General features: G+C 50.8%; 20 protein-coding genes. 5 read left to right on the forward strand and 15 right to left on the reverse strand.

Annotated elements, in window-relative coordinates; translation table 11 throughout:
- Window positions 1–73: 73 nt before the first annotated feature.
- The 9 genes from H6F94_RS02625 to lepA all read right to left on the reverse strand — a co-directional run bounded on the left by H6F94_RS02625 (window position 74) and on the right by lepA (window position 9467).
- A complete protein-coding gene (locus tag H6F94_RS02625) occupies window positions 74–733 on the reverse strand; it encodes a DUF938 domain-containing protein (RefSeq protein WP_190800695.1) in 660 nt (219 codons plus the stop codon).
- A 36-nt stretch (window positions 734–769) separates the two neighbouring features.
- Complete coding sequence (locus tag H6F94_RS02630) at window positions 770–1129, reverse strand: DUF779 domain-containing protein (protein WP_190800696.1); 360 nt, start codon at window positions 1127–1129, stop codon at window positions 770–772.
- Window positions 1130–1231: 102 nt separating this feature from the next.
- Window positions 1232–2752, reverse strand: a complete 1521-nt coding sequence (exaC, locus tag H6F94_RS02635) for an acetaldehyde dehydrogenase ExaC (RefSeq protein WP_190800697.1) — start codon at window positions 2750–2752, stop codon at window positions 1232–1234.
- Between the two features lie 258 nt (window positions 2753–3010).
- The gene (locus H6F94_RS02640; RefSeq protein ID WP_190800698.1) at window positions 3011–3556 is read right to left on the reverse strand and encodes a pentapeptide repeat-containing protein; all 546 of its coding nucleotides are present in this window, start codon (window positions 3554–3556) and stop codon (window positions 3011–3013) included.
- Between the two features lie 292 nt (window positions 3557–3848).
- Complete coding sequence (locus tag H6F94_RS02645) at window positions 3849–4883, reverse strand: cytochrome P450 (protein WP_242040948.1); 1035 nt, start codon at window positions 4881–4883, stop codon at window positions 3849–3851.
- Window positions 4884–4887: 4 nt separating this feature from the next.
- Window positions 4888–5220, reverse strand: coding sequence for a cytochrome P450 (locus H6F94_RS32005; protein ID WP_242040949.1), 333 nt, complete (start codon window positions 5218–5220; stop codon window positions 4888–4890).
- A gap of 132 nt (window positions 5221–5352) precedes the next feature.
- The gene (locus H6F94_RS02650; RefSeq protein WP_190800699.1) at window positions 5353–6021 is read right to left on the reverse strand and encodes a DUF8692 domain-containing protein; all 669 of its coding nucleotides are present in this window, start codon (window positions 6019–6021) and stop codon (window positions 5353–5355) included.
- A gap of 424 nt (window positions 6022–6445) precedes the next feature.
- Window positions 6446–7456: an isopenicillin N synthase family dioxygenase gene (locus H6F94_RS02655; protein WP_190800700.1), complete on the reverse strand. Its 1011-nt coding sequence runs from the start codon at window positions 7454–7456 to the stop codon at window positions 6446–6448.
- Window positions 7457–7655: 199 nt separating this feature from the next.
- Window positions 7656–9467: a translation elongation factor 4 gene (gene lepA / locus H6F94_RS02660; protein WP_190800701.1), complete on the reverse strand. Its 1812-nt coding sequence runs from the start codon at window positions 9465–9467 to the stop codon at window positions 7656–7658.
- Between the two features lie 189 nt (window positions 9468–9656).
- On the opposite strand from lepA, the gene H6F94_RS02665 reads away from it, so the two are divergent.
- The gene (locus tag H6F94_RS02665) at window positions 9657–9866 is read left to right on the forward strand and encodes a DUF4926 domain-containing protein (protein ID WP_190800702.1); all 210 of its coding nucleotides are present in this window, start codon (window positions 9657–9659) and stop codon (window positions 9864–9866) included.
- A 66-nt stretch (window positions 9867–9932) separates the two neighbouring features.
- Here the strand turns inward: H6F94_RS02665 and H6F94_RS02670 are convergent, their stop codons facing one another.
- Complete coding sequence (locus tag H6F94_RS02670) at window positions 9933–10181, reverse strand: hypothetical protein (RefSeq protein ID WP_190800703.1); 249 nt, start codon at window positions 10179–10181, stop codon at window positions 9933–9935.
- A gap of 206 nt (window positions 10182–10387) precedes the next feature.
- Between H6F94_RS02670 and H6F94_RS02675 the strand changes: the two genes are divergently transcribed.
- Complete coding sequence (locus H6F94_RS02675; protein WP_190800704.1) at window positions 10388–10573, forward strand: hypothetical protein; 186 nt, start codon at window positions 10388–10390, stop codon at window positions 10571–10573.
- Window positions 10574–10612: 39 nt separating this feature from the next.
- Here the strand turns inward: H6F94_RS02675 and H6F94_RS02680 are convergent, their stop codons facing one another.
- The 3 genes from H6F94_RS02680 to H6F94_RS02690 form a co-directional block, all read right to left on the reverse strand.
- Window positions 10613–11506, reverse strand: coding sequence for a hypothetical protein (locus tag H6F94_RS02680; protein ID WP_190800705.1), 894 nt, complete (start codon window positions 11504–11506; stop codon window positions 10613–10615).
- A gap of 419 nt (window positions 11507–11925) precedes the next feature.
- Window positions 11926–12501 (reverse strand): late competence development ComFB family protein, encoded by a 576-nt coding sequence (locus H6F94_RS02685; RefSeq protein WP_190800706.1) that lies wholly within the window; start codon window positions 12499–12501, stop codon window positions 11926–11928.
- Window positions 12502–12769: 268 nt separating this feature from the next.
- Entirely contained in the window at window positions 12770–14251 is a 1482-nt protein-coding gene (locus H6F94_RS02690; RefSeq protein ID WP_190800707.1) for a polysaccharide deacetylase family protein, read from the reverse strand.
- Window positions 14252–14408: 157 nt separating this feature from the next.
- On the opposite strand from H6F94_RS02690, the gene H6F94_RS02695 reads away from it, so the two are divergent.
- Window positions 14409–15407 carry an SGNH/GDSL hydrolase family protein gene (locus tag H6F94_RS02695; protein WP_313949203.1) on the forward strand — a complete coding sequence of 333 codons (999 nt, stop codon included), beginning with the start codon at window positions 14409–14411 and terminating at the stop codon, window positions 15405–15407.
- A gap of 441 nt (window positions 15408–15848) precedes the next feature.
- Window positions 15849–16289: a hypothetical protein gene (locus H6F94_RS02700; RefSeq protein WP_242040950.1), complete on the forward strand. Its 441-nt coding sequence runs from the start codon at window positions 15849–15851 to the stop codon at window positions 16287–16289.
- Window positions 16290–16317: 28 nt separating this feature from the next.
- Here H6F94_RS02700 and crtH read toward each other — a convergent pair whose 3' ends face one another.
- Together crtH and H6F94_RS02710 are read right to left on the reverse strand one after the other, a co-directional pair.
- Window positions 16318–17808, reverse strand: a complete 1491-nt coding sequence (crtH, locus tag H6F94_RS02705) for a carotenoid isomerase (protein WP_190800708.1) — start codon at window positions 17806–17808, stop codon at window positions 16318–16320.
- Complete coding sequence (locus H6F94_RS02710; RefSeq protein WP_190800709.1) at window positions 17808–18497, reverse strand: HAD family hydrolase; 690 nt, start codon at window positions 18495–18497, stop codon at window positions 17808–17810. The genes crtH and H6F94_RS02710 overlap by 1 nt, the downstream gene beginning before the upstream one ends.
- A 316-nt stretch (window positions 18498–18813) precedes the next feature.
- Between H6F94_RS02710 and H6F94_RS02715 the strand changes: the two genes are divergently transcribed.
- On the forward strand, window positions 18814–19497 hold the full coding sequence (locus H6F94_RS02715) for an Npun_F0813 family protein (protein WP_190800710.1): 684 nt from the start codon (window positions 18814–18816) through the stop codon (window positions 19495–19497).
- The last annotated feature ends 92 nt before the right edge of the window (window positions 19498–19589 follow it).

The raw sequence follows: 19589 nt of genomic DNA on the forward strand, positions 1-19589 counted from the left end.
AGACCCATAAAATCGTCAAAGTAATCATCAACCTAGACTACAACTATCTGCAATTGTCTTTGTGGGCATCTGCTTAACCTGACACCTGAAAAACTACAGACAGATTATTGGCTGGCATTGCAACGGTTTTAACCAGCACAAGCTTGTGAGCTTGGGCAGCAGCCACAACATCTTCTAAATCCCGTACGCCCCACTCTGGGTTCCGGCTCCGCAAATTCTCGTCAAACCCGGCATTACTAGGTGCAGTATGCCTGCCACCCTGCTTAAAAGGACCGTACAAGTAGAGAATGCCACCGATTGGCAGAATCCGCCCTGCTCCTGCCATTAACCCTAGGCAAGCTGACCAAGGCGCGATGTGAATCATATTAATGTTGACAATTGCCGTAATCGGGTCCCGTTCGAAGTCCAACATTTGCAATGGCCCAGATGGCTTCTCTTCAACCACCCAAACTGGGTCACAAACATTCAGCGCAACCGGCGGGTGCAGGTTAGTCGCGGAGGAGCGTTCTTGCCAAGCAGCAATACTGGCTCGGGCTACTGGATCAGGATCCGAGGGAATCCACTTCCGAGGTTGCAACCGAGGTGCAAAGAAGACAGCATGTTCACCAGTGCCACTGGAGATTTCTAGCACAGTTCCAGTAGGCGGTAGAACCTGTAAAAGTACCTCTAGAATCGGCTCTTGATTGCGCTGGGTAGCCGGGGCATATTGTCGGGCATCGGGAGATCCATGCATTTGAATTCTGTAGTTCCAGTCGGGACCCCATCATTTTCAACCAGGATCAACTCCCTCCAACAAGCGAGAGCGAGTGATAAAGCGTTCGCCATTCGGTCCATCTAGGGAAAAATCGCTGCCGCCTGGACCTGGGGCAACATCAATAATCAGCTGTGTGTGTTTCCAATACTCATATTGCGCTGCATGCATGTAGAAGGGACATCCCCCAATTTGACCAAGCAAAATATCTCGCTCCCCAACCTTCAATTCGCCATCGGGATAGCACATGGGAGCACTGCCATCACAACAGCCGCCCGACTGGTGAAACATCAGCGGACCGTGTTGGGATTTGAGCAGATCGATCAGAGCCAGAGCAGTCTCAGTAGCAACAACTTGGGCAGTTTTGATAGGAGCCATTCGTACCTCCTGCGGACCATTCAGAGTTCAATAGAGATTGCAGGGGCGGTACTTGCCCCTGCAAATTTCAACTATCAATTGCTGTCGAGATGGGGCTATTAACTAAAAGAAGCCAAGCGCTTTAGAGCTGTAGCTGACCAGAACATTCTTGGTCTGTTGATAGTGCGTCAACATCATTTTGTGACCTTCTCGACCGATACCCGACTGTTTGTAGCCCCCAAAAGTAGCGTGAGCCGGGTAGAGGTGATAGCAATTCGTCCAGACACGTCCCGCTTGAAGTTTGCGTCCCATGCGGTAAGCCCGATTGCTATCGCGAGTCCAGATGCCAGCTCCCAGGCCATAGAGCGTATCGTTAGCAATTGCCAGTGCTTCTGCTTCATCCTTGAAAGTGGTTACTGCTAGTACTGGACCAAAGATTTCTTCCTGGAAGATGCGCATTTGGTTGTGGCCTTTGAAGACTGTGGGCTTGTAGTAGTAGCCCCCGCTCAAGTCACCAGATAGCTCGGCACGCTCGCCGCCAATCAGACACTCTGCTCCTTCCTGTTTGCCCAAGTCGATATAAGACTGGATTTTTTCGATCTGATTAACTGAAACCTGCGCACCTAACATGGTTTCTGGGTCAAGGGGATTGCCCTGACGAATTCGGGCGATTCGCTCTAGTGCTCGCGCCATGAAACGTTCATAAATCGATTTATGAATCAGGGCTCGCGAGGGACAAGTGCAAACCTCACCTTGATTGAAGGCAAATAGCACTAAACCTTCGATTGCTTTGTCTAGAAAATCGTCGTCAGCAGCAGCAACATCTTCAAAGAAAATATTGGGAGATTTGCCGCCTAGTTCCAGGGTTACGGGGATAATATTCTGAGACGCATACTGCATAATCAAGCGCCCTGTGGTTGTCTCGCCCGTGAAAGCAACCTTGGCAATGCGGGGACTGGTAGCTAGCGCCTTACCAATCACGCTACCAGAGCCATTGATCACATTGATCACCCCGGCAGGCAGCAGGTCCCCAATCAATTCCATCAGCACCAAAATCGAGGCTGGTGTAGGACTAGCAGGTTTGAGAATGACACAGTTACCCGCTGCTAAAGCAGGCGCTAATTTCCAGGCTGCCATCAGCAATGGAAAATTCCAAGGAATGATTTGCCCAACCACACCTAGGGGCTCATGGAAGTGATAGGCAACCGTATCTTGATCGATTTCGCTGATGCCTCCTTCTTGCGCCCGAATGGCACTTGCAAAGTAGCGAAATTGATCAACAGCCAATGGAAGGTCCGCCGCCGTGGTCTCGCGAATGGGTTTGCCGTTCTCCCAGGTCTCCACAGTAGCCAGCCGCTCTAGATTTTCTTCTATGCGGTCAGCAATTCGCAGCAGAATACGGGCTCTTTCAGCCACTGAAGTATTCGCCCAATTTTCTTTGGCGGCGTGAGCAGCATCCAAGGCCAGCTCCAAATCAGTCACATCTGAATTAGGAACCTGACACAGGGGTTTACCTGTAATTGGTGTTAGATTATCGACATAGCGCCGACTCGCAGGCGGCACCCATTTTCCACCAATGAAATTGTCATAGCGAGCATGAAAAATTTTGTCGCTTTCTAATTTAAGCGGTGCAGAGACAACCATTTTAAGCCTCCTAAAAGTGAGGTCTGTGAGCTATTTGTAGCGATAGCTCACAGCAACTGGCTAGAAGCTTAATCTATCATCTGTCTCTACTGAATCTCAGCCTCAAACATGCTTTTCAAGAAAATGGCACGAAATGTAATTCTAAAGAGATGCAGTGTATAGATCTGTATTCTCAGAGAGTTAAATCAACGAAGATAGTGAGGTGGCAAAACAGCGACCACCTCATCACCACTTAACTAGCCCCTTTGGTTAGCCCTTCTAAGTAGCTAGATTGCTATCTCCGCCCTCCAAAATCGTTCCTTCTAATTTAGTGTTCTCTAGGTTGGCTCCACTCAGAGTCGCCTCCTCTAACGAGGCATCGGTGAGGTTTGCCTCTTGCAGGTTCGCGGCTGCCAGATCTGCACCACTGAGGTCAGCCGCTTCTAAATTGGCTCCGCTCAGGTCGGCCTGATGCAACTCGGCTTGGCTGAGGTCTGCTTGCACCAGGTTGGCCACTTGAAGATCGGCCTGGCTTAGATTGGCGCCGTCTAGAATTGCCCCTTCCAGGATTGCCCCATCTAGAATCGCATCCCGCAGGTCAGTTCCACTTAGGTCAGCTTGAGTCAGATTGGCACCGTTCAAATCAGCGCCACTGAGATCGGCACGGCTGAGGTTAGCGCGCTTCAGATTCGCTCCGTCCAGGGAGGCACCGCTCAGAACCGTGCCACTGAGGTCAACGCCCTCCAAGTTGGCTTCCCGTAGGTCAATTGCACCAAACTCTCTTTCGCCCGCCGTATAACGCTTCGTGAGTTCTTCCGTGTTCATTTCCCTCACCTTTTTATATGAGCTAAGACCAGCCTGGGCACCAATGCAACGATTAACGTAACGACTAACGTGCTGAACAGCCAATCGCTAAAACGCTGCGTTACAAAGGTCACACCCCTTTATCAGGTGTAAGTTAGGGATATGGATTGAACACCTGCCCACAGGTACACTTTGCAAATGTGGCTAAAGAGATAGCTGTCAAAGCCGGGTTCGTGGCAGCTATCATCCTATAAACATCTCTAGCCATCTAGCCATTTAATCAAGTAGACCTCGGCAGCCATCTCGACTTGCCTTAGCAAGACATTTCTACACCTCGTCGCGCCCCCATGACCATCCTCACGCCTCGTGCTGGGGCCAGTGTTACCCCCCGACGCTTTGGATGCTCTGGGCTATGGTCTGCAAGAGCTAGTTCGTAGCGTCGCAAAACTGTGGCCAACACTAATTTCATCTCAAATGAAGCTAACGCCTCACCAATACAACGACGCACCCCGCCACCAAAGGGTAGGAACTCATAGGGAGAAAATTGACGTTCTAAAAATCGTTCTGGCTTAAATTGCCTGGGATTTGGATAAAGGTCCTCACGGTGATGAGTGAGATAAATACAGCCGTAAAGCCTCGTACCAGGCTCTAGAGAATAACCCAGTAGTTCCACCGGTTCTTTCACTGCTCGTGGCACAGTCAGCATAGCTACTGGGTAAATCCTCAGCGTCTCATTACAGACTGCCGTTAGATAAGGTAGCCGGGTAATGCTCAAGGGGTCTGGCTCGTTTCCCAGAGTTTCTAGTTCCCGAAGCAGCTTTTCCCGGATATCTGTAGACTTATAAACCCAGTACAAGGCCCAGGCAATCGCTGTGGCAGTAGTCTCATGGCCGGCTAGCAGCAAGGTCATTAACTCATCGCGTAATTCGACATCAGTCATCCCTTCTCCGGTTTCATCACGAGCACAGAGAAGTAAGCTGAGAATATCTAAATGCGAAGCGTCAATGCGTTCTCGACGCTCACGAATTTCTGCATAGAGGCACTCGTCAATTTGTCGTTGCAAATGACGAACATATCCCCAAGGGCTTTTAGGGCCTAAGTCTTTTTGCAAAGATGGGAAAAAGAGTAATCCTGCTAGAAATGGTGACTGAAATGCATCTGTTAGGGCTGCGATCCGCTGTTTGAGCTGATAAAATCGCTCCCTATCTGAAACACCGAAAACCACCTTCAAAATCACTGCCATTGAGATATCTTGCATCACGCTACGAGCCGTAAAAGCTTGGCCCGATGACAACTGAGCAAACTCTTCTTCTGCCAACTCAATAATCAGTTGTCCATAGGTCCGCATACGCTCACCCTGACATCAACTTACGCTCACGTCGATGGCGCTCACCTTCTAACAGGAACATAGAATGATCCCCGACCAACGGCTGTAGAAGCTGATTGGAGGGAGCGATAAATTGCTTGGCATCGTTGGAGAAAATCTGCTGAATGGCCTGAGGGTTGCTTACGAGCAGTAGTACGTCAGTATTGCCAATTACAGGGGCATTGAAGACGTCGCCATAGCGCTGTCCAGCACTACCCATGTAGCCCAAAGGGTCCAATGTGTATTGAACCTTCTGCAACCACTGAGGTGTTTTCGGCCCATCGGGGAGTTTCATCGTTAGCACCGCCAAGATCAGCATTAACTCAGCCTACAACAGGGCAATAGTAATGCGCGATAATCCGCTCAACCCTCTAAAAATTAGATAGGGTGCTTAACTCTACCATCTTGCTCGGAAGTAGTTGAGCTAGCAGCAATACATAATGGCGTCTCCTTAGCCCAAGTGTTTTCCCACAAATTGTAAGCAGGCGTACAAGATCAAGTTCTCCCCCACTAATTCAGAGGATTCTTCAAAGGCAGCCCGAAAATTTTCTATGGATATCCCGACTATGTATTCTTGATTAATCGCTCGGGAATAAGAGCCTTTCAGCAGAATATCTTTGAGAATTTCAGAGCCGTAGCCTCCTAATACAAAGATCCCAATTCCAATCAGTACAAAACAGGTTTCACGACGATAATGATGCCAAAGGGTAACAAAATCTCGATATCGCCATACCATTAGAGCTGTAAATAAGCTTAGATACAACCATTTCCAGTTCTGTCCTGCTAACCACTGATCCAGATGCAGATGAATTTTAAATAGTTCATCAAATGCAGCATAAAACACCAGAACAGCAAATGTGGTCAAAAAAGACCGTGACGGATGAGGAAATCGCGTTCGAGGTTGTGGCAGTACCCACAAAATGAGCAGTCCAATCATCAGAAAATGTAGGGCCTGAAGCAGAGATGGCAGTGTGCCTTGACCATTAAAGTCAACGGGGGAATAAACCTGACCTGTGACAGCGATACTACCCAAGTACACGAAAACAATGAGCACCTCAATTGCAATCAGACCAAGGAGCAAATAACTACTGGTCTGCCGAAGGTGTTTAGCTGTGAGCATTTTGGGATAGAGATGAGGATTTCATCTCCGTTCTAGCTGTCTTTAGCTGCATTGTCAGGATATGAAGATTGAGTGTGATCCAACTAGAGTCACTGACTGCTTGGCTATCTGTATTGACCCTAAGGTACTTATAAACTTTCTTCTATATCTTCAAGTACCCAAGGCACCTTCGCAGTGAATTCGATTTGCACTAACGGCTTCCCTTTAAATGAGTTCCAGCAAAGCCCTATTTTCTCAGTAAAACTAGTACAGAAGCACTCTGCAACCAGCCTCAGTTCAAAACTGCAAACTTTCGTCTGAGCGTCATACTCACTAGCAGGAACTTTTGCATCATCTCCAGACTGCAGCCATTCAGGTCGACGCTAAGCTTAAGCAGCCTTGCACTGTTTTCCTCAACTTGAAGATTAGTGCACCGAACGAGCCTTTACAACACTTTCTGACGCAATTGCGGAAATACTTTGGACACTTTATTTAGCAGATAGTCGCCATAGGTGCCGCGAAACTCGTGAACACTGGCTCGGTCCCAGCGTTCAGACTTATTGTCATTAATCTCTTTAACAATCTTGATCGGTTGTACTTCTGCATTAAAATTTGGGTCGAAGAAGAAAGGAAAAGATAGACGATCTCGGCCTGCCGTATTCTGCACTCGGTGGGGAGTGGATAGATACTGCCCTCCAGTCATGCGGTCCAACATATCGCCGATGTTGCACACAAACGAGTTAGGAATTGGAGGTGCAGCGATCCACTGAGACTTGATCTTCACTTGCAACCCACCTGACTCATCCTGTTTGAGAATGGTTAGCAAGCCGTAGTCCGTGTGCTCACCAACTCCCCAATCCGAGCCAAGCTCAGGCCTAGATGCATTGGGAGGATAGTTAAAGATGCGAAACAAGGTCAAAGGATCTGAGGTGCAATGCTTGGCAAAATAGGATTCTTCCAGGCCAAGGCTGAGGGCAATGCCCGCCAGCAGTGTGTAGCCCAACTGCGTCATTGCGGCCATGTAAGCCAACACAATTGGTCGAAATTGCGGCAACTCGGCAGGAAACAAGTTAGGACCATGCATTGGTGTCCCTGACTTCACGAGTGGGTGATCATCCTCAAGTTGGGTACCAAAGTAAATCCCTTCCTTGAGATCAGGTTTGCCAGAGGTCAGTTCATTCCCAACTGGAAAATATCCGCGCCAAGCCCTACCCCCCCGCGCCATGTTGATTTCAAGCTTGGTCCCCAGATCTTGAGCAAAAAACTGGCTACTGACTGCCTCTAGTTGTTGTTGTAGATGTTCATCGACACCATGACCAACGATGTAAAAGAAGCCAAACTCACGGCAGGCCTGCCCAATCTGGACTGCAATTTCATCACGCCCATCTGTGCTGCCTACTAACGCACTGATGTCGATGATCGGAATCTGTAATTGGCTATCTTGTAAGCTTTTCATATTACGATTGCCAGTCCTATCCAGTACCTAATGTAATCGTTAGTCCCAAGCGAGCATGAGCCTCTTAAAACTGATAAAGATTGAGGCTCTAAGCTTGAGCACTCATACTTCTAATAGCTTAAAGAGGGCAATCACTGAAGGAGGGGCAGTTTCCTACCCCTCTACATCGCTCTGTTCAATTATCTAGGCTTTAACTGGGCTAATCATCGCCCAGCTTCAGAATCGCCATGAATGCCTCTTGGGGCACTTCGACAGTCCCCACAGACTTCATGCGTTTTTTACCTTCCTTTTGCTTCTCCAGCAGTTTCTTCTTACGACTGATATCACCGCCGTAGCACTTGCTGAGCACGTTCTTGCGCAGAGCCGGAATGGTCTCACGGGCAACGACTTTAGAACCAATCGCAGCCTGCACCGGAATCTGGAACTGGTGCCGAGGAATCAGTTCCTTGAGCTTGCTCACCAGCGACCGACCGACGTAATAGGCCTTGTCCTGATGCACAATCGTTGCTAGCGAATCGACTGGCTCATCGTTGAGCAGCACATCCAGCTTGACGAGCTTATTCTCGCGGTAGCCAATCAGTTGGTACTCCATGCTGGCGTAACCGCGTGACCGGGACTTCATCTGGTCAAAGAAGTCCGTCACCACTTCCGCCAAGGGCAGCTCGTAAACCAAAGTGGTCCGCCCAGGTGTCAGGTATTTCATGTCCTGGAAACTACCCCGGCGCGACTCACACAGCTCCATCAGGGGGCCGACGTAGTTCTCAGGCGTGATCAGATCGACCTTGACATAAGGCTCTTCGATTTTCTCGCGCTCCTGAGGACCGGGCAGCAGACTGGGATTGTCAACCAGCACCACATCGCCTTTCAAAGTGGTGACGCGGTAGATCACCGATGGCGCGGTTGTGATCAGGTCCAGGTTGTACTCGCGCTCCAGGCGCTCTTGCACGATTTCCATGTGCAGCAACCCTAAAAAGCCGCAACGGAAGCCAAAGCCCATCGCGCTGGAGGTTTCCGGCTCGTAGTTGAGTGCAGCATCATTGAGCTTGAGCTTTTCTAGAGCTTCGCGCAGGTCTTCGAACTGATCCGCATCAGTGGGGAACAGGCCGCAGAACACCATGGGCTTGGCTTCCTGATAGCCCGGTAGGGGTTCAGAGGCGGGAGCTGTTGCCAGAGTCACGGTATCGCCTACCCGGGCGTCAGCAACGGCCTTGATTGCAGCTGCCAGATAGCCTACTTCTCCAGCATGCAATTCTTCGACCTGAACTTGACGAGGAGCTAGAACGCCCAGCTCATCAATTACGTATTCCTTGCGCGAGGCCATGAAGCGTACTTTGTCGCCTCTCTTGAGCGAGCCATCGAGCACCCGGAAGTAGACGATCACGCCTCGGTAAGCGTCGTAGTAGCTGTCGAAGATCAGCGCTCGCAGTGGCTTCTCGGTGTTGTCTTGGGGCGGCGGCACCAGGTGAACAACCGATTCCAAAATCTCAGGAATGCCAATGCCTTCTTTAGCAGAAGCATGGATGGCCCCTGAGCAGTCCAGGCCGATCACTTCTTCGATTTCAGCCGCAATCCGCTCTGGGTCGGCACCTGGCAAGTCAATTTTGTTGAGAACTGGAATAATCTCCAGGTTGTTATCCAGGGCCAAATAGACGTTGGCGAGCGTCTGCGCTTCCACGCCCTGCGAGGCATCTACGACGAGCAATGCGCCCTCGCAGGCCAGCAGTGAGCGCGAGACTTCGTAGGAGAAGTCCACGTGGCCAGGGGTGTCGATTAAGTTCAGGACGTACTTCTCACCGTCTTGCCCGGTGTAGTCCATGCGAGCGGCCTGGAGCTTGATTGTGATGCCGCGCTCGCGTTCCAGGTCCATGTTGTCCAGGAACTGCTCTTTCATCTCACGGTCAGCCACAGTGCCGGTAGCCTGCAAGAGCCGGTCGGCCAGGGTCGATTTGCCGTGGTCGATGTGGGCAATGATGCAGAAATTACGGATTCGGGACACGGGCACATCGGTCATAGGAGCTGTCCCACCAAGACGGTCTGGGTAACAAGAATTTACGATTTCTCACCTAATCGTAGCGTGTCAGGTTGAGACGGGTAGCGTTGTAGCCTTCTTGCGCCCCGAAGGTTAGCCCGGCAGGGCGAGGTGTCCACTCTACCAGTAGAGAGACGATGAGATTGGGATTGATTACTGGGGGGTAAAACGATGATCAGCCTATTAGATATGATCACTTTGACCGCAGACTTGAGTGATCAAGCCGTGCGCCAAGGGCAAGTGGGCACCGTGGTGGAGCTGCTCAGTGACGGAGTGTTTCTGGTTGAGTTCAGCGACTACAAGAACCGGACCTACACGCTGCTACCGTTGCAAGCTCACCAGTTAAAGGTGCTGCACTACGACACAGGCATGGCCGCGTAATGGACTGGGGTGGACAGGATTGCCTACATCAGGCGAATGTCCACCCTACAAGCTCTCAAACCTGCCTCAAACTCGAATTTCCGTGTAGCGGCTAAGGATGCTCATCATCACGCCAGGTGGGTAGTTGGGCGCGGGGATGATTTCACTCCACTCGTCGGGTCGCGCATAGCCAAGGGCATAGAGGTCATTGATGGTCTGAATAATCGCCTCGTGCAGACCAATCAGCAGATGCCGAATACGCTTGTGCTCTCCTGAACCGGCAGAGATGTAAGCCTCAGCCCGAAATGGATTGTCGAGGTCAAGCCTATCGCTCATGATGTTGATACTCCTGTAAGGGGGTAGGCCCGGTCTTCGCTTGCCAGTGAGGGACCGGGCTTGTTGTTTGGAGCAGTTGTAACACGAGGTAGACAGGTAGACAAGCACCCAGGTAGACAATCTGACGCAAACAGTATCCGGTGCTAGGGTAATTGCGGTATCGGGGTACTGGTAGATTGTCTAACGAGGACGCAAAGCAGCCTGAAGTGGAGCGAGTCACATTCAAAGTGGCCCTACCTCCTGGTGTGCGGATTCACTACAAAGCCGCTTGTGCTCTGCGAAAAAAATCTATGGCAGCAGATTTGAAGGCTTACATCATGTCAGTCGTTGAATCAACACCGATTGATCCGGCAGTTTTAGCCTTATTTGCAGATAGAGATGATGAGAACTAGCCAGTTCTCATTTCTCCTAAGAAGCACTTACCTACAGAATTAAGCAACTCGGAAGTGGGCGAATATCTCTTGGATATATGCAATGGCTTGAGACTCAGTATCAATATCCAGTCTAAGAGCTAAATCCTCTTCTTTTTGTCTTTGATATTCGCTAAATGGCTGCTGTCGCCAAGAATTCAATCTTGTTTCCTTATGTTCTTTCAATTCCAAAAACCGCTTCACTTGTTTTTTTAATTTGGCTATATACCTGTCAAACATCTCTTTGTCAACCAAGTTATATTTAGCCAGATTTATTATGTTGAAATATCCCTCAACTTGTAGTGAGCGAAGCTCAATCAGTGCATTTAGCCTTTCCTGTTGATTTTGCTGTGTAGGATCAAATCGCTCCAAGAAATCTCTTACCCTACTAAGATAAAAAATACCTCCCAGGGCAAAATCTATGCCAAAGAGTTCTGACTGGTTACGAAGTTTCTGATAGCTATCATCAACATCATTTTTAGTTCTCTCAGAGTGTTTCTTTAAATCCTCAACGTCCGACCGGCCGTTATTGATAGACATTAGTGTAGTCTCAATATTGTTCAGACGAACTACCGCTTGAGCTTCAATCGTGGCTACAAGCATAGTTATTAAACCTTTCTCTTTTCTCTTCACCTCCCTCTGTTTTTCCTGCTTTGTCATTGTTTGCCCCAGCGCAAAAGTTGCTACTGGCAGAATCAGCCTAAATATCTCCACTTGTTGACTGACCTGATAGGAAGAGAGATACGTAAATAAGAAAGGAGATGCTAAAAAGAATACTGAGGCTATAAAAACCCCTTTCTCGTCGTTGATTTTAGAATTGAGGTACTCGAAGCCGCCAAGCCTGTAAATCAGCCATCCACCTGAAATAGTAAGACCAAGGACAGCAGAGAAAGGGATGTTGTTGATGTAATCCACAGGATTGTCTATCCAGTAATTTACAGCCGTAATTCTAATTCATTTAAAACTAATCCACTGTAAGAACAGGGCTCAGAGATTTTTAGAAAAGGATTTTCTGACTTTTCTCAATCTCTCCCCTCATCAGCATCATTCATACACTCCAGGGCACAGTTGCGGCATAGGCAGTTCCCATCTGAGAAACAGATCTGGAGTGGTGAGTGTGTCCTGAGTGGTGAGCATGATTGGATCATCAGCGGAGCGGCAAATTGCGACTGCATGGGATTAAGCAGAGAGCAATAATTGCCGAGCAGACAAAAAACCAACTCGGAGCTCTCCCATTGCAAGCAAATCGATCAGAACTGTGGATGCAACGGATTGGGTAGCCCAATGATCATTGCATCCTTGCCATATATCCAGTTGTGTTCGACTTGTGGTCTCTAGCTCTCACAAATATCGTCCAGTGACTCTGAGAGCGTGGCAGTTAGAGCAAACCGCTCCGCATTCACTTCCAACACAGCGCTCACTTGGTCAGCAACATCCTCAGGCGTCATTTCCTTCAATACACGGCGCTCAGGAAAGAAAGCAGGGCAACCTAAATGGTGAGTAATAGCCGCTCGAACACAAGTAGCAATCACCCCTTGCAACTCTGCCCGTCCTCGCTGGCGTTGGTACTTCGCCCCTTCGTGGGTCGTTGCATATAGCGGCTGTAGGCGATTGAGCGCATAAGCAACAACCTCGCCGATGTCTATATTCAGTTGCCAGTCCGCTTCAAAAGCATCGGCCTGTGCCATCGTCTCCATCAGCACCAGCTCCTCCATGACATTGATGTACTGCTTACGGGGCAAGGTTCGGACTTCGCCAGTCCGCAATGCCGCTTGTAAGCGGTCCAGCGCAAGGTAATCCCCAATACTGGGTATAGTGTCACTCTCACAGAGATGATTGATCTCAAACTCCATGCTGGGAGTCAGGCAGTGGTTGCAAAACGCTTGCTCAACAATTTCCTCGATAGTCATGGGGAGATGAACCGTGCAGTGAAGCGTGTACAAAGTTGAGACTTCAGCCAACCTGCTCCACAGAAGGGGCGGTGCGAGAACTCGTCTCCTGTTCGAGAATGCCCAGTTTGGCGGAGAGACTCACGCGAGAAATCATAGCGAATAGAAATAGCCGCCTGCTCATTAGTCAGACGGCTATTCCTACACAGTTATCCCCTCACCCGAAATGCACCAATTAGAGATTGAGACAAGAATCTAAAAGTGCATTCAGGTTACATAGATTACACTTCTAAAAATCGTGTTCCAAAATCGCAAGGCCGCGCCGGTAAAGCTCACGAGCATATTCGGTCCAGATACCCTGCCCCCAATAGCGAAAGCAACTGGTTTGACTAAGCAGCAGATACAGCAAGGCGTTGCGGTAGCGAGGTTCTTGGGTGTCAGCCTGGACTTTCCTGTGAAATAAAGCACTGAGTTGGTTCATTGGCGTGAGCACATTTTCGTAACCCTTCACCCAACTGCGGTCATTCGTCCAGGAGGCCCCATCTAGATGAAAATTAGAATCCGATTGACGCAATTGCTCAATCGCTTGCTCAAGCCGCTCCGGTGTCGGAGGTTGATCACCGAGCTGTGCCCAAATCCGGTGTTGTCCCACTGCTTGACAGGGCGGAAATTGATTGGGGTCGCAACCGGCAGCTTCAATCAACTCCAGATATTCGCCACCGTTGAGACCAATCACCCCTTCTGGACCAATCTGTTCCCAAGCCTGGAAAAAAGCACTGGGAAACTCATTCATCATCACCCCGCCATTTTCGCCATCCCCGATCTGGCTGACTAAAGGCGGAATTTCAACTCCAGCTAGCTCCTGCCGCGCTAAAGTTTTCGCTTCGTAATAGGGCTGCATTTGCCCCACCAGTTTCGTATCCGACCCCTGAGTTTTAATCAAGGCGGTAATGCTAACTTCCTCGCCCTGGGAGTTACGAGCAATTAAACGATGAGGCAGATGCTTGTGGTCAATTGGTCCACCCTGCAACATTTCCACTGAATGTTCTTGCACCAAAAGCCAACGGTAACCACAATCGCGGAGCGCTTTAACAAACTCGTAGAGTGTATCCGGGTGGTTGGGCAAATGCATTTCAGGTGGGGAGAAACCACGCACGCGGCTCAGTGCTTCCCAACCAAACAGCGACGCAAAATGATGTTGCCAGGCGCGAATGTGCAGTTTGAGATCGGGAATTGGGGTTGAGGGCACTACGGTATGGCTCCACATCGTGCCCAGCCACTCAACACAAGGCCAGTAAGCTGGGTCGGTGGTGATTCGCCGCAAATTATCGAGCAGTTCAGGTCCTAACCGCCCAGAATCGGTCATTTGTTGCAACCCCCAGAGCAGATTGCCTGAGTAATCCAACATCACGCGGGGCTGTCGACCTGAATGCACCAGTTTTGGGATGAACTCCCCCATGCGGCCATAGCACCAGGCAAACGGACCAGCATTATGGTTATCCCCCTCGCCCGGGTGCTCAAACATATGTTGCAGGTTGCTAATCAGTTCTCCCTGCGCGCCAGCCGGGATCGTGGGCTGATGCATGTGAAGCGCAATGGCGAACGCCGCCTGCACTTGCTCTAGCCGGACGGGTGTGCGCTCCAGAAACACCGGAGCCGTGGAGCTCATGACTTCAACAACACGGTCCTCCCAGCCGCAAATATTGGGCAGACCTTCGATCAGCACCGGCAAATCTGAGGGTTGGGTCGACGTTGGGGAAAAGGCAGTCATTAGGCAACCTCAAGCGAATGCAGAGCGATTGCCCTTAGCCTACTCTGTTGCTGCCTTTATAAAGTTTTGATGAAGCTGTTAGTGACACCGTACTTCCACTGAGGTCCTGATTCAGGATGGACGGGTTGTACATTGCCTCCCACAGGAGCATCAAAGCGTGTTTTTAAAGCAATTCTTAACAGCAACAGCCGGAGCAACAGTTACGCTCAGCGCAGTTCTAGGTATGGCGGCAGCTGCCTCAGCCCATACTTTCAGCAATTTGTATGTGTTTGGGGACAGCCTCTCTGACGTAGGTCAGCTCTTTAATGCCACTGGCGGACTATTCCCGCCTAGCCCTTTCTACAACAACGGTCGCTTTTCTAATGGTCCAGTCTGGGTAGAGTATTTGGCTCCTCAGTTGGGGCTCGGCGTCGATCTGAATAACGACTTTGCTCTTGGCGGTGCAACGACAGGAACTAATAACGCCCTCGACGGCCTCATCGATCCGACTGGCACTTTAAACTTGCCGGGCTTACAACAACAAATTGGTTCTTTCACAACAACCCGTCCAGCCGCAGATCCCAACGCGCTTTATATTGTGTGGGCTGGCGCAAATGACTATTTGGGTGGGGGCATCACTAACCCTGCTGAACCCGTTAGCAACCTTGCGCAGGCCATTACTACCTTGGCGGGGGCGGGGGCTAGAACAATTCTGGTGCCCAACTTACCAAGTTTGGGGGCTTTGCCCAACTCGCAAAACCCAGCCGGTCTCAATGCCCTGAGTGAAGCCCACAATACGGGTCTAGCCCTGACACTCAATGGCTTGAGTCAGACCCTACCTCAGGTTGACCTAATTCCTCTGGATATTAATAGCCTCTTCCAGCAAGCCATTGCTAACCCTAGCCAGTTTGGTTTCACCAATGTGACTGCCCCCTGTCTGTTGAATCTAACCTGTACGAATCCAGATGAATTCCTATTCTGGGATACTCTGCATCCGACAACAGCAGGGCATGAGATTGTGGCTAATTTTGCCTTTGACATATTGAAAGCCGATGAGCCTAAACCCCCGACTTCTGTTCCTGAGGCCACACCTATTTTGGGTCTGCTTGTTTTAGGAGGCTTGGGTGCAAGTTCAGCATTCAGACGCAAAATGACTAAAGACACTTCAACTTTTTAAGTTAGACTTCTCTAACTTCGTTAGTGCTCAGAACGAACTGAGTGCCTGAAGCGTCAAAAACCTTTGAACAGAACGATTCAAACAGCCCAAGCTGCTCATCCAGCCTGGGCTGTTTAGTTTTGGGCCGTTAGCTATGAGCAATTTCCTGGTGTCGCTACTTTGTTAGCACCTATCCATAGATAGTTGAGGCAAGCTAGCAACCAGAATTATTCCTCAGCCGGAACTATCAGACTGCAACTTCGCGAGATCCTCAGCAAAATTGCAGGTCGATGCAAGTCTTGAGGTGTTAACCCGTAAATCTACTGAAGCTATGGCGCTGTCAACCTTCTATGGTGCAGACGTTAGAGTAAACACCGGAAGCGTGCTGAAGGACAAGAAAGACTGAGGTAAGGCAGTTACCAAGGCTTTGTCGATGTAGGCTCAACAGAACTGTTAATAGTGATGAATTTCGATAGGAACCAGGAAATCGACACCGAGAGCAATAGTACCCTCACCGTCAAAGCTCCGCTTGATCCAGCGCTGCTCCAACATTACCAATCCTGCATGATCGGAGCAGCTGTGTTTGACCTGAGCGGTTTGCCCAAGGAGTATTTCACATCGACGAACGGTGCTACGAGCACTACAACGACTTGGGTTCAGACCACCTTTCAAGCCCTGGGGCTACGGTCGTTGCTCTCTTCTTCCTTGCAGGTCGATGGTTTTCGCCATGCTGTCATTCAGGGGGAGGGCTACTCGGCCCTAGTCGTGAAGCAGAGCGGGCGCTACATTGCGCTGCTCACCAACCAGCAGGACATCATGAGCCTGGGCGAGTCGTTTATCCAGTGGGCCCGTCAGTTCGAACCGGCTGAACTACGCGCTAATCCTCGTTTCCGCGTCACTTGAGGCAGACCCTCAGAGACGCACATCACTTCTACAGGCCTAGATCCACCGCGACCCGATGGGCACAGGCAAAACCAGAAAAAGCCACAGCATTCAGCCCCTGCCCTGGAAAGGTCGAATCTCCCACACAGTAGAGATGAGGAACGGCAGTGCGATTGAACGGCATAGTCAGTAGGCCTGGCAGCTTGCGAGCGGGGATTGGACCATAGGTGCCATTGCGACGCCCTAAAAAGCGCCGATGAGTGCGAGGCGTACCGACCTCCTGGAAGTCAATTGCTGCCTCCAGACCTGGAAAGATCGCCTCTAGTCGTTGAATCAGGCGAGTGGCAGCCGCTGCCTTGGCCTGTTCATACTGGCTGGACGATAATCCTTGCCACTCACTCAGCCAACTAGGGGTGAAGGCATGAATGATGTGATGTCCAGGCGGCGCTAGGCTCGGGTCCAGGAGGGTTGGAATCGACACGAAGATGGTGCCTTGCTCAGCCTCTATGTGTTGCCAGTCTTCCAGCATGATGTGGTGACACTCGGTGCCCCTAGGCAAGAGATCCGCTTTCACCCCCAAGTGCAGGCTCAAGAAGCTGGGAGACTGACGGTAGCGCTGCTGCCAACGGCGCTCCCGAGTTGGGAGGTTAGCAGCCGGTAGCAGCTTTTCAAAGGTGTCCCAGCGCGTGGCATTAGAGACGACCCGACGCGCCTGCAAAGTTTCGCCGGTTGCCAACTTCACACCAACGGCCCGGCCTTGCTCAGTTAAAACCTGGGTGACTCTGGCACCGTACCGGATCTCACTTCCAGCCTTCTCCAGACCGGTCGTGAGGGCTTCGGCAATCCGACCAACGCCCCCCTTGGGGTAGTTGATGCCGCCGTAGTGCCGGTCTGAGAAAACCATGCCAGCGTTGATCATCGGCGTCATGTCTGCGGGTACAACCGACCAGCAGTAGCACTCCATGTCGATGAACTTGAGCAGTGCCGGGTCAGAAATATGCCGTCGCGCCACATCGCCAACGTTCTGAGGCAGGTACTTCACCAAGCCCAGACAAGATAGGGGGCGCTGAAAAAAGACGCGGGTCAGGTAGCGAGGCTCTTCCAACGACAGCAACTCCATCGAGTTCAGGCAGTTGAAGACTTGCCAGCACTCATCGTAGAAGCGCCGAATGCCCTGCCGCTCATGGGGAAAGCGTGCAGATAGCTCCTGCAAGAACTTCTCATAGTCCCGATGCACTTTGAGATCCAGACTGTCTGGCAGGTGGTAGTGAATCTGCACGGGGTCTGGGATGGTCTCCAAGCTCATACCCACGCTGCTCAAGGCCCGCGTGAGCAAGTTGGTTGTGCCCTGGCTGCCAAAACCAAAGATCATCGAGGCTCCGACATCAAAGCGGTAGCCCTCTCGTTCAAAAAAACCCGCACTGCCGCCCGGAATCAGGTAGCGCTCGAGAACCAGTACCCGTGCCCCTTTGGCTGCCAATTGAGTTGCCGTCACTAGGCCGCCGATCCCAGAGCCAATGACGATGACATCTGCATCCATTACGAACTTATATGAAGTGCCTGCTCAAAGCTCAGTGTACTGAAAATGGCGTCTCGCAATTGCTCAATGCTGTCGGCCCAATAGTTCGGTGAAGCGCTGGCCAATTGCTCTCGCGAATGCACACCCCAGGTCACCGCGCAGGATCGTACGCCACCGGCCTGGGCCATCTCCAGGTCAAAGGTGGTATCGCCGATCAATAGCGCCGCTTCAGCTGGCAGACCGAACTGGGCCAGCGCCCGCTCCACTGACTCTGGATGCGGTTTGTAGTGGGTGAGAACATCGGGTGAAAAAATTGCACCGAAATAATGACGCCACGCTAAGTGCTCCAGAATGAGCTCAATGCTGCCGCCACGCTTGCTAGAGGCAATCACCATCCTCAAACCGGCCGCTTCTACCTCAGCCAGCAGGGCACCCATACCGGGGATTGGCTGAGTTTGCTCCAAGACATTAGCGTTATAAACCTCTCGGTAGTAGGCCACGATTGCTGGGATGCGCTCATAATCGCCTTCATCCAGTAGCAGTCGTAGCTGATCGGTTAGGGGAATGCCGATTAGGTTCCGCCACTGCTCAATCATGGTTTCGGGGAACCCCATTGCCCGCACAGTCTGGGCAATGGCGGCGACAATACCAGCTTCGCTATCGACGAGAGTGCCGTCAAAGTCAAAAATCAACAGGCGGGTTTGCGTCATAGGGTCAAGATAGGCGAGAGTGAGCTAGGGCTATGTGGATGGCATTCCAAAATTTTCCTGGCATGATAGTCCTACCAGATGTTTGTCCTCAGTCATCGACTGTGGCAGGAGGCCGCTTTTTGAAGCCAAAGCCAGAATTTTGAGAAAAACGCGCGTAAATCACAGCCACGAATGAGCACGAGGAGGGGGTGCATATTATTAGGCTTTTAGCGATTCCTCAGCCCAGTCAGCGTTTGGTAACCGGCTTGCTAAAGAGGGAAAAACCTCAGTTGGAAGCTCTTTTCCTGTTTGATTGCGACCGCACCCAGGCAGAATCATGTTCATCCTGAAACGGCAGGATGTTGAGATCTCAACGATTTCCCATCCTCAGAAGGCGCAGCAGATCCCCATTCTCCACTATCAGGGCCAAACCTTTCGCCTGCTTAGTGTGTTCACAGGTGCCCAGAAAGATGAGGCACTGGCCTTCTGGCGTGACCTGACCGAAAATCGGGGTAAAGCTTGTGTCTTGCTGGAGGAGCCTGAGCGCTATAGCGTTTGGGGCAAGGTTCGATTGGACGAACTCCAGAGCAAAGCCGGGGGGCAAGGCGTACTTGCAGTTAAAGAAGCGAAGGCCAATCCACTCTGGGTTCAAACCTGCCTGCTCTTGTTACAGGGAGTTTACCTGGAGGTTGAAGATTTCCTAGGTGGACGTCAGGCACGTCTGTTTCAGCATGACCTCAATGAAGTTTTTGATCAGTGGAATTTTCCCCAAACCGACACGCCTGAGCGGATCGAGCAACTGCTCTCAATGGATCCGCTGGCGACGTTGCAACTCCCGCCCTGGGACGAGCAATTGCTGAACGTGCTGATCGCCGAGTTGCACCGCCTAGGCCATACCTATTTCGGCAACTCTTCGTTTGCCGTGCGCGTGCTTGAGGCGCTGGATGCGATACCATCTTCTGAAAGATCTCAAGCCCTCGCTTGGCTTCGCAGCACGCCCAAAGGCAAGCTCTGGCAGTAAGTTGGTCACGAGCAGATTCGTCTCCACTTTGCCAGTTAAATTGCCAGTCTAAAGTTGGGTAATTGCTCCGAACCAGTGATGCTTAGGAACTG

It is taken from the genome of Leptolyngbya sp. FACHB-261 (assembly GCF_014696065.1).
Classification (GTDB): Bacteria; Cyanobacteriota; Cyanobacteriia; order FACHB-261; family FACHB-261; genus FACHB-261.

Excerpts from the sequence above, each read along its gene's own strand:
- H6F94_RS02655 (WP_190800700.1), bottom strand. The coding sequence starts at position 7,456 with ATGAAAAGCTTACAAGATAGCCAATTACAGATTCCGATCATCGACATC.
- H6F94_RS02645 (WP_242040948.1), bottom strand. The coding sequence starts at position 4,883 with ATGCGGACCTATGGACAACTGATTATTGAGTTGGCAGAAGAAGAGTTT.
- H6F94_RS02710 (WP_190800709.1), bottom strand. The coding sequence starts at position 18,497 with ATGACGCAAACCCGCCTGTTGATTTTTGACTTTGACGGCACTCTCGTC.
- H6F94_RS02625 (WP_190800695.1), bottom strand. The coding sequence starts at position 733 with ATGCATGGATCTCCCGATGCCCGACAATATGCCCCGGCTACCCAGCGC.
- H6F94_RS02670 (WP_190800703.1), bottom strand. The coding sequence starts at position 10,181 with ATGAGCGATAGGCTTGACCTCGACAATCCATTTCGGGCTGAGGCTTAC.
- exaC (WP_190800697.1), bottom strand. The coding sequence starts at position 2,752 with ATGGTTGTCTCTGCACCGCTTAAATTAGAAAGCGACAAAATTTTTCAT.
- H6F94_RS02650 (WP_190800699.1), bottom strand. The coding sequence starts at position 6,021 with ATGCTCACAGCTAAACACCTTCGGCAGACCAGTAGTTATTTGCTCCTT.
- H6F94_RS02690 (WP_190800707.1), bottom strand. The coding sequence starts at position 14,251 with ATGACTGCCTTTTCCCCAACGTCGACCCAACCCTCAGATTTGCCGGTG.
- H6F94_RS02715 (WP_190800710.1), top strand. The coding sequence starts at position 18,814 with ATGTTCATCCTGAAACGGCAGGATGTTGAGATCTCAACGATTTCCCAT.
- H6F94_RS32005 (WP_242040949.1), bottom strand. The coding sequence starts at position 5,220 with ATGCTGATCTTGGCGGTGCTAACGATGAAACTCCCCGATGGGCCGAAA.
- crtH (WP_190800708.1), bottom strand. The coding sequence starts at position 17,808 with ATGGATGCAGATGTCATCGTCATTGGCTCTGGGATCGGCGGCCTAGTG.
- H6F94_RS02685 (WP_190800706.1), bottom strand. The coding sequence starts at position 12,501 with ATGACTATCGAGGAAATTGTTGAGCAAGCGTTTTGCAACCACTGCCTG.
- H6F94_RS02630 (WP_190800696.1), bottom strand. The coding sequence starts at position 1,129 with ATGGCTCCTATCAAAACTGCCCAAGTTGTTGCTACTGAGACTGCTCTG.
- H6F94_RS02640 (WP_190800698.1), bottom strand. The coding sequence starts at position 3,556 with ATGAACACGGAAGAACTCACGAAGCGTTATACGGCGGGCGAAAGAGAG.
- H6F94_RS02665 (WP_190800702.1), top strand. The coding sequence starts at position 9,657 with ATGATCAGCCTATTAGATATGATCACTTTGACCGCAGACTTGAGTGAT.
- H6F94_RS02700 (WP_242040950.1), top strand. The coding sequence starts at position 15,849 with ATGAATTTCGATAGGAACCAGGAAATCGACACCGAGAGCAATAGTACC.
- lepA (WP_190800701.1), bottom strand. The coding sequence starts at position 9,467 with ATGACCGATGTGCCCGTGTCCCGAATCCGTAATTTCTGCATCATTGCC.